The sequence below is a fragment of the Microcoleus sp. Pol12B4 genome (assembly GCF_036701385.1).
In the GTDB taxonomy this organism is placed as follows: domain Bacteria; phylum Cyanobacteriota; class Cyanobacteriia; order Cyanobacteriales; family Microcoleaceae; genus Microcoleus.
The window spans coordinates 1-6,138 of sequence record NZ_JAUBQR010000309.1; the positions used below are offsets into that span (position 1 = coordinate 1).

Annotated in this window: 7 protein-coding genes; 2 read left to right on the forward strand and 5 right to left on the reverse strand. The window is 46.3% G+C overall.

The features are described from left to right. Both QUA38_RS26915 and QUA38_RS26920 read left to right on the forward strand, forming a co-directional pair. Window positions 1-432, forward strand: a 432-nt coding sequence (locus tag QUA38_RS26915; protein ID WP_333167302.1) for a lysophospholipid acyltransferase family protein, incomplete at its 5' end; no start/stop codon positions are given. A 153-nt stretch (window positions 433-585) separates the two neighbouring features. Then, window positions 586-1,119, forward strand: a complete 534-nt coding sequence (locus tag QUA38_RS26920; protein ID WP_333167304.1) for a hypothetical protein — start codon at window positions 586-588, stop codon at window positions 1,117-1,119. Between the two features lie 211 nt (window positions 1,120-1,330). Here the strand turns inward: QUA38_RS26920 and QUA38_RS26925 are convergent, their stop codons facing one another. The 5 genes from QUA38_RS26925 to QUA38_RS26945 all read right to left on the reverse strand — a co-directional run. Next, complete coding sequence (locus tag QUA38_RS26925) at window positions 1,331-1,876, reverse strand: GAF domain-containing protein (RefSeq protein ID WP_333167306.1); 546 nt, start codon at window positions 1,874-1,876, stop codon at window positions 1,331-1,333. 165 nt (window positions 1,877-2,041) lie between these two features. Continuing rightward, on the reverse strand, window positions 2,042-2,632 hold the full coding sequence (locus tag QUA38_RS26930; protein WP_333167308.1) for a YdcF family protein: 591 nt from the start codon (window positions 2,630-2,632) through the stop codon (window positions 2,042-2,044). Window positions 2,633-3,366: 734 nt separating this feature from the next. Further along, window positions 3,367-4,197: a GUN4 domain-containing protein gene (locus QUA38_RS26935; protein WP_333167310.1), complete on the reverse strand. Its 831-nt coding sequence runs from the start codon at window positions 4,195-4,197 to the stop codon at window positions 3,367-3,369. A 150-nt stretch (window positions 4,198-4,347) separates the two neighbouring features. Further along, window positions 4,348-5,490 (reverse strand): hybrid sensor histidine kinase/response regulator, encoded by a 1,143-nt coding sequence (locus QUA38_RS26940; protein ID WP_333167312.1) that lies wholly within the window; start codon window positions 5,488-5,490, stop codon window positions 4,348-4,350. A gap of 150 nt (window positions 5,491-5,640) precedes the next feature. Then, window positions 5,641-6,138: adenylate/guanylate cyclase domain-containing protein (locus QUA38_RS26945; protein WP_333167314.1), on the reverse strand; the 498-nt coding region annotated here is incomplete at its 5' end.

A 6,138-nucleotide genomic window follows, 5' to 3' on the forward strand; every position in this document is an offset into this window, starting at 1 on the left:
GCATTTATGGCAAAGGAAGAGTTATTTAAAGTTCCTATTTTGAAGCAGGCAATTACGCTTTACGGTGCTTACCCAGTCAAGCGGGAAAGTGCCGATCGCAGTGCTATTCGCTCGGCTATCAACTCTTTGGAAAATGGCTGGGCGACGGGTGTGTTTTTGCAGGGAACTCGGACCCCAGACGGCAGAATTACTGAACCGAAATTAGGGGCGGCCCTAATAGCTGCTAAGGCAAAAGCGCCACTGTTACCTGTTAGTTTGTGGGGAACTCACGCGATCGCGTCCAAAGGTTCGGCAGTGCCGCGTCCGGTGCCGCTGACGGTGCGAATTGGTAAGCTAATTGAAGCGCCCGGTTCCTCGGATCGCGAGGAGTTGCAAGCGCTGACTCAAAGATGTGCGATCGAGATTAATGCCATGCACGATTTGGGTCGCTGATTTTATAACTTTTGTTGCTTTTTTCAGGTTATATCTACAGATAGATGAAGGCTGAAGATAAACCTCGAAAAATATCAATATAAGTGATTGAAAACAAGCGCAATAATTAGGCTTGAATTTGAGTTTAATTTTACAGGGGATAAGAAGAAAGATATGGTAACAAGCAATCAAACCCGCGCGTTGGGATTGTTTTCTAACCGTGAAGATGCCGAGCAAGCTCTGACAGAATTGAAATCTTCCGGGTTTCCAATGGATAAAATTTCGGTTGTTGCTAGGGATGCAGGTGAGTCTGTAGGCGATACTCAAACGAGCGCTCAGGTGGGCGAGAAAAATCTAGACACAGGAGCAGGAGTGGTAGCAGACACTCTGACAAATAGTGCTTTAGCCACCGTGCTAGTGGGTCTCGGAAGTTTAGCTATTCCCGGAATCGGGCCGATGATTGCAGCGGGGACTTTGGGCGCCGCACTGGTGGCTAGCGTAGCAAGCACTGGGGTCGCGACGGCGGCTTTCGGTGGAGTGGTGAAGGCCTTGACTGACTTGGGAATTCCCGAAGAAACAGCTAGAATTTACACCGATCGCCTGCAAGCGGGCGATTATTTGGTGGTAGTAGATGGCACTCAGGATGATATTAGTCGAGTTCAAGGGGTTTTCAGCGGTCGGGGCATTGAAAATTGGGGCGTTTTTTAAACAATAATTGTGCAGCAAGTCTATCCGTAGGGCGATGCACACCTCACCATTGGTGAGAACAATGAGCTCAAATTTAGTACCCGACTTTTGTGTGAAAATTAGCGCGTCGAACCCCCCTAATTAAAAAAGGGGGGAACCGCAAACGCTGTTTCGTCTGGCGCAAAGCATTCATTCATTCCCCACCCCCTCCCTACAAGTCAATTATTGATTTTTATGGCTTATCTTTTGATGCTGAGGCGGTGACATAAGCGACAGCTAAAGGCGAAATTTTTTCTGTAACTGCTGCGATAACTTGGCGCTCAAAGTCAGTCCAAACTCTGGGGCGATCAAACATACAAGGCTGCAAAACCCCCCACAATAAGCCGTCATCACAAAGGTGAACGTGAATCAAAGCTCGATGTCCGAACTCTTTTGCCTCAAAATTTTTGTTGACAACTTCATGACTTGCTGTTTCAACATCATCAACAAAAATCGACGGTTCAGTTCGCAAAGCGGCTGCAAACAAAGGGTCTTCTTCCCCTAAAGATTCTGGTTCTTTTTTCCATTCCGCGTCCCAAACCTTGGGATACTTTGAGTTGCGACGCCAGCAGTAAGGTACTCTGCCCATTTGCGTTTCAGGATTGCGGAGGTAGAGAAAGACGCGATCGCAATTTAACACCTCGCCTAACGCCGGCACCAAAGCAGAAAAAACAGCATCGGGTGTTTTGGTGTCACTCAAAATTTTATCCAGAACTTGCGGCAGAATTTGCTCGGTCATTAACTTTGGCTCTTGAAGTTCATATACTGATTTTAAACTACTCGTTCTCTTCTGTTACGCATTTATCATCAGCATCTTTCCCGTTCCTTAAATAGTTATAGAAAACAAGTTTTAAAACCAGAGAGAATGGCAAAAAATTAACAATTGCTCAATGCTTCCCTGTGTTTATTCAATTCTGGCTTGGCTGAAGTTAGCACCCGTATAACCGGTTGTCAGCCAAAGAATAGCCCTAGCGCCGTCGCGAACAGCTTTTTCCACCGGTTCGGGGGTTCGCCCAGACGGAACTGCCACAGGCTTAAAACTAATGCCTCGACTGCCGAGTACGATTTCGCCGATAATCTGAGCTCGCCGCATATGATCGTCAGAAGTGATCAGATACACGCTCTCAATCCCTTGAGCTTTCAATTCATCTACCAGGGTAGTAAAATTTGTTACCGTATCCACCGCTCTGTAGTCTAAGTGCAGGCGCTCGGACTCAATTCCCGCTTCTGAAAACACCCATTCCGCGAACTCAGGATTGCTCCCAGACGACACCCAAATCGGCAATTCAGGATGAGTCCGAGCAAATTTGGCGGCAAACACCTCTCGCTCAGTAGCCCCACCTAGAACTAACAAAGCTTGGGGTCTCTGAAATTCGCTCTTAACCTGCTGATAGCCAAACCAGCACGCCGTCAAAAGCCCTACTAGGAACCAAAAACTGCGTGAAGTGTTCAAACGCTTGTAACGCTGAGTGTTTGAGTTGATTCTTAACCACATCTAAACCTATAAAAATTTTATGTAACTCACAAAGGAACCATAACAAAAAATACCGCACGTATAGCCCACTAACAGGAATTAAAAATTAAAATTTAAAAAAGGGTCGGGGGATCATAGATTTTAGATTTTAGATTTTAGATTTTAGATTGACTCTACGCTTGTGGTGGGGCTTAAACAGGTGATTTTAGATTTTAGATTTTAGATTTCAGATTTCAGATGGATTTTATAGAGGTTATACGTAAGTCCTCGTCTTCAAGCAAGTATTCGTGTGTGGGCGAATTCGTTAGCAGATATGCAAAAAAGAGGGGCAAAACTTAAGCTTACCCCTCCTGCTGTTAATTTTTCTTGATTTTTAACGGGACTGGCCGGGTTCGAACCGGCGACCTAGCGCTTCAGATTTGTGTGAGTTTCCCCACTCTCTGGACTATACCTTCACCATATGCTTGCAGCTTTTAGGTGGTGACCGTCTAGTCTCTAAACCTTCCTGATTTCAATATAGGCGATTGTTTGATCGCCCTGAACTCAGGCTTGGCTTGGTATTGCCTTAGAGTTATAGGAACCCACGAACTCTTTAGGTTTCACCAAATTTGACCACATTCACTCCCAGAGTTTCCTCGTAGGGTGCCCGATTCTTCAGGAGGCGCTTGCTCTATCCATCTGAGCCACAGCCCCAGTTGCTAAACCGTTTTGATTATAGCAGTTAATGTCAATTTTGAATTTTTTATTTTGGATGATTACCGATCGCACACTACCAGTTTCGCAGCGATGCGGGCAAAGTTTTCTGCGGCGGTGAGTTTACCCGCACCGTAACAGGCGCGCTGTCTCCATGCGGTGACGGGGAGATGTCCGGGGGGAGCATTTTCGTTGAAGGAGAGCTCGCTGTAATATTTCCAATTTTCCTTGACTCGCCAGCCGACTCGCTCGCAAAATTCAGTATAATTTGCCTCGGTACTTTCCCAAATCTGCTGCTGCACGCTCAACCCGAAGCGCCCGCTGCTGTATTGTTGCCAAAGTTGGTCGATCGTGCGAAGGTCTGTAGTAGGGAAACTGTCTATATCGGCTGCACTCAGCCAGCCTTCGTCTTCCCTGACAGCAATTTGCAGCAAGATTTCCCAAGTGTGTTCATCAGCTTTGCGCCATTTTCCGGTTTCTAATAGCTTTGTCAGTTGGCGGTAGTCCATCCCCACTTCGGAGATAGCCGGAGTTGAGTCAGGTATAGCGCCGATTTTGTCTTCGAGTCGCTGTAGAGTGCTGACAATCAATTCGGGGTTTAGTTGTTCGAGGCGGTACAGAACCCATTCTAACTGAGATTGAATGTATGTGCGGGCGATCGCATCTTCCTGAAATTCGCTCTGCAACCGATCAAATTTAGCTGACCAATTTTGTTGATTGCGGGCCAATTCCCACATTTGTTTTGCCCACTGCAATCTAACTTGTTCTTTTTTTAAATAAGTTTTGGAAGGCTTGTCACGTTGCGGGTAGGGAGTCAAATCCCACCCGCAAATCGAGCAAAACTCTGCTTTTTCTTCTATGTATTCAGCACCGCACACTGGACATTTAGACATATTGCCATACATTCGGTTGCCAAGTAATTATATGACATCGGGTAAATTAACCACAATTCGATTAGGTACGCACTTTGCAACCTACAATTACAGTTTATCTGTAGTAATGTGGGCATTTCGCACCCGAAAGTTAGAGTTATTGATACCGATTTAACAAGGCAAGCGAATAGTAAACAAACTGCCTTTGCCCAAATCTGATTTTACCTCGATCGTGCCGCGGTGAGCTTCGACTATTTGGCGGCAGAGGTGCAGTCCCAAACCTGTACCGGATTTCTTGTGAGTTCCCGGGCCAAACCTTTCAAATAACTTTGCTTTTTCGGTGGGAGAAATTCCAGCGCCGGTGTCTTGGATTTCAATAATTACCCATGCCAGCGGTTGGTTTTTGAAACTCGTATAAGCAGGTGAATTCGCAGCTTTTAAGGTGACATCTATTGAGCCCTTGTCGGTGAATTTAATCGCATTTCCGATGAGATTTGTCAGCAAGCGGTGCAGCTCCAGACGATCGCCCGGATACTTCGCAATGGGCGCACTTTCTGCACTTTCTGTCAAGTCTAAATTTACCGACAAACCTTTAGCATCCGCTAGGGGAGCTAGTTCTTCAGCTACCTCAGTAATAAGCTGGCGCAAATCCACGGCAGCGAAACTTAGGGATTTGCGGCCTGCTTCGTAGCGGTAGACTTCCAGCAACATATTTACCATCGCGATCAGGTTTTTATTGCTGCGAACCATCGTCCCGAAAGCGTCGCGCATGGGAAGGGAAATTTCTCCCAAAGCTCCCTGCTGCATTAAAGTTAGCATTCGATCGGCTGCTACGAGGGGCGTCCGCAAGTCGTGGGCGAGTCGGGAGACAAAATCTTCCCGCTGGAGAGCGATCGAATTGCGCTCGTCTACGCTGTGTTTTAGCCGCAGGAGCGATCGAACCCTCGCCAGTAGTTCATCCATTTCGACTGGTTTGCGGATGAAATCGTCGGCTCCCATGTCCAATCCCTGGACTACGCTCGCACTGTCGTGAGCTGTGATCAGCAAAATCGGGATAAAGGGCAATTCCTTATTTTGTCGGATTCGTTTAGTGACTTCGTAACCATCCATTCCCGGCATCATCACGTCTAGCAGTACCAAATCCGGGGCTGACTTGTCAATTTGACTCAAGGCAGAAAAGCCGTTCTCGGCCGTGCTAATTTCGTAACCTTCTTCTTCTAGGATTGTCTGAACCAACAAAACATTATCTGGTGCGTCGTCTACCACCAGAATCCGATCGGCTTTTGTGGCATTCGGAACAGATAAATAACTCATTTAATTGTTAGCCTGGAAATAAATACTAACTTTAATATGGCATCCGATTCATGTTTTCACATTTTTACACTTGTTAACTCTGTCATAAGGAAGATCTCACAACTTTATCAAATCTTTTTACTTTTCAACCCTCGGGCATAATACAATCTACTACTTGGTTGTCATCGTATGCACGCCGTCCCAATCATCGGGGGGGGGTACTTTCAAATAGCTCAGGGATCGGTCGAGGTGAACTTCCACAGGTCGATCGCTGGGTCGCATTGCTAAAGCAGTTTCAAAACAATTAATAGCTTTCTGAAAATTTCTAGCAATATAAGCATCCCTACCCTTACCGTAAAGTTCCACAAACCGAACGGTTTCCCCGTCGATGGGTTCAGAACTATTTTGCAGCAACTCGTAAATACCCACGGGCTGATTTTTGCCCTTAACTCGTACCTTGTCTAACTCTCGCACCCAAATTCCTTCGCGACACAAACTGTATGTAAATTCGCTCAAAATTATATCGCATCCGTACTCCTTTGTAAGTTGTTCCAATCGCGAACTCAAATTCACCGCATCCCCGATTACCGTGTAATCCATTCGCTTTTGAGAACCAATATTTCCCGAAACTACTTCTCCGGAACTAATCCCAATTCCGAAGCGAAACGG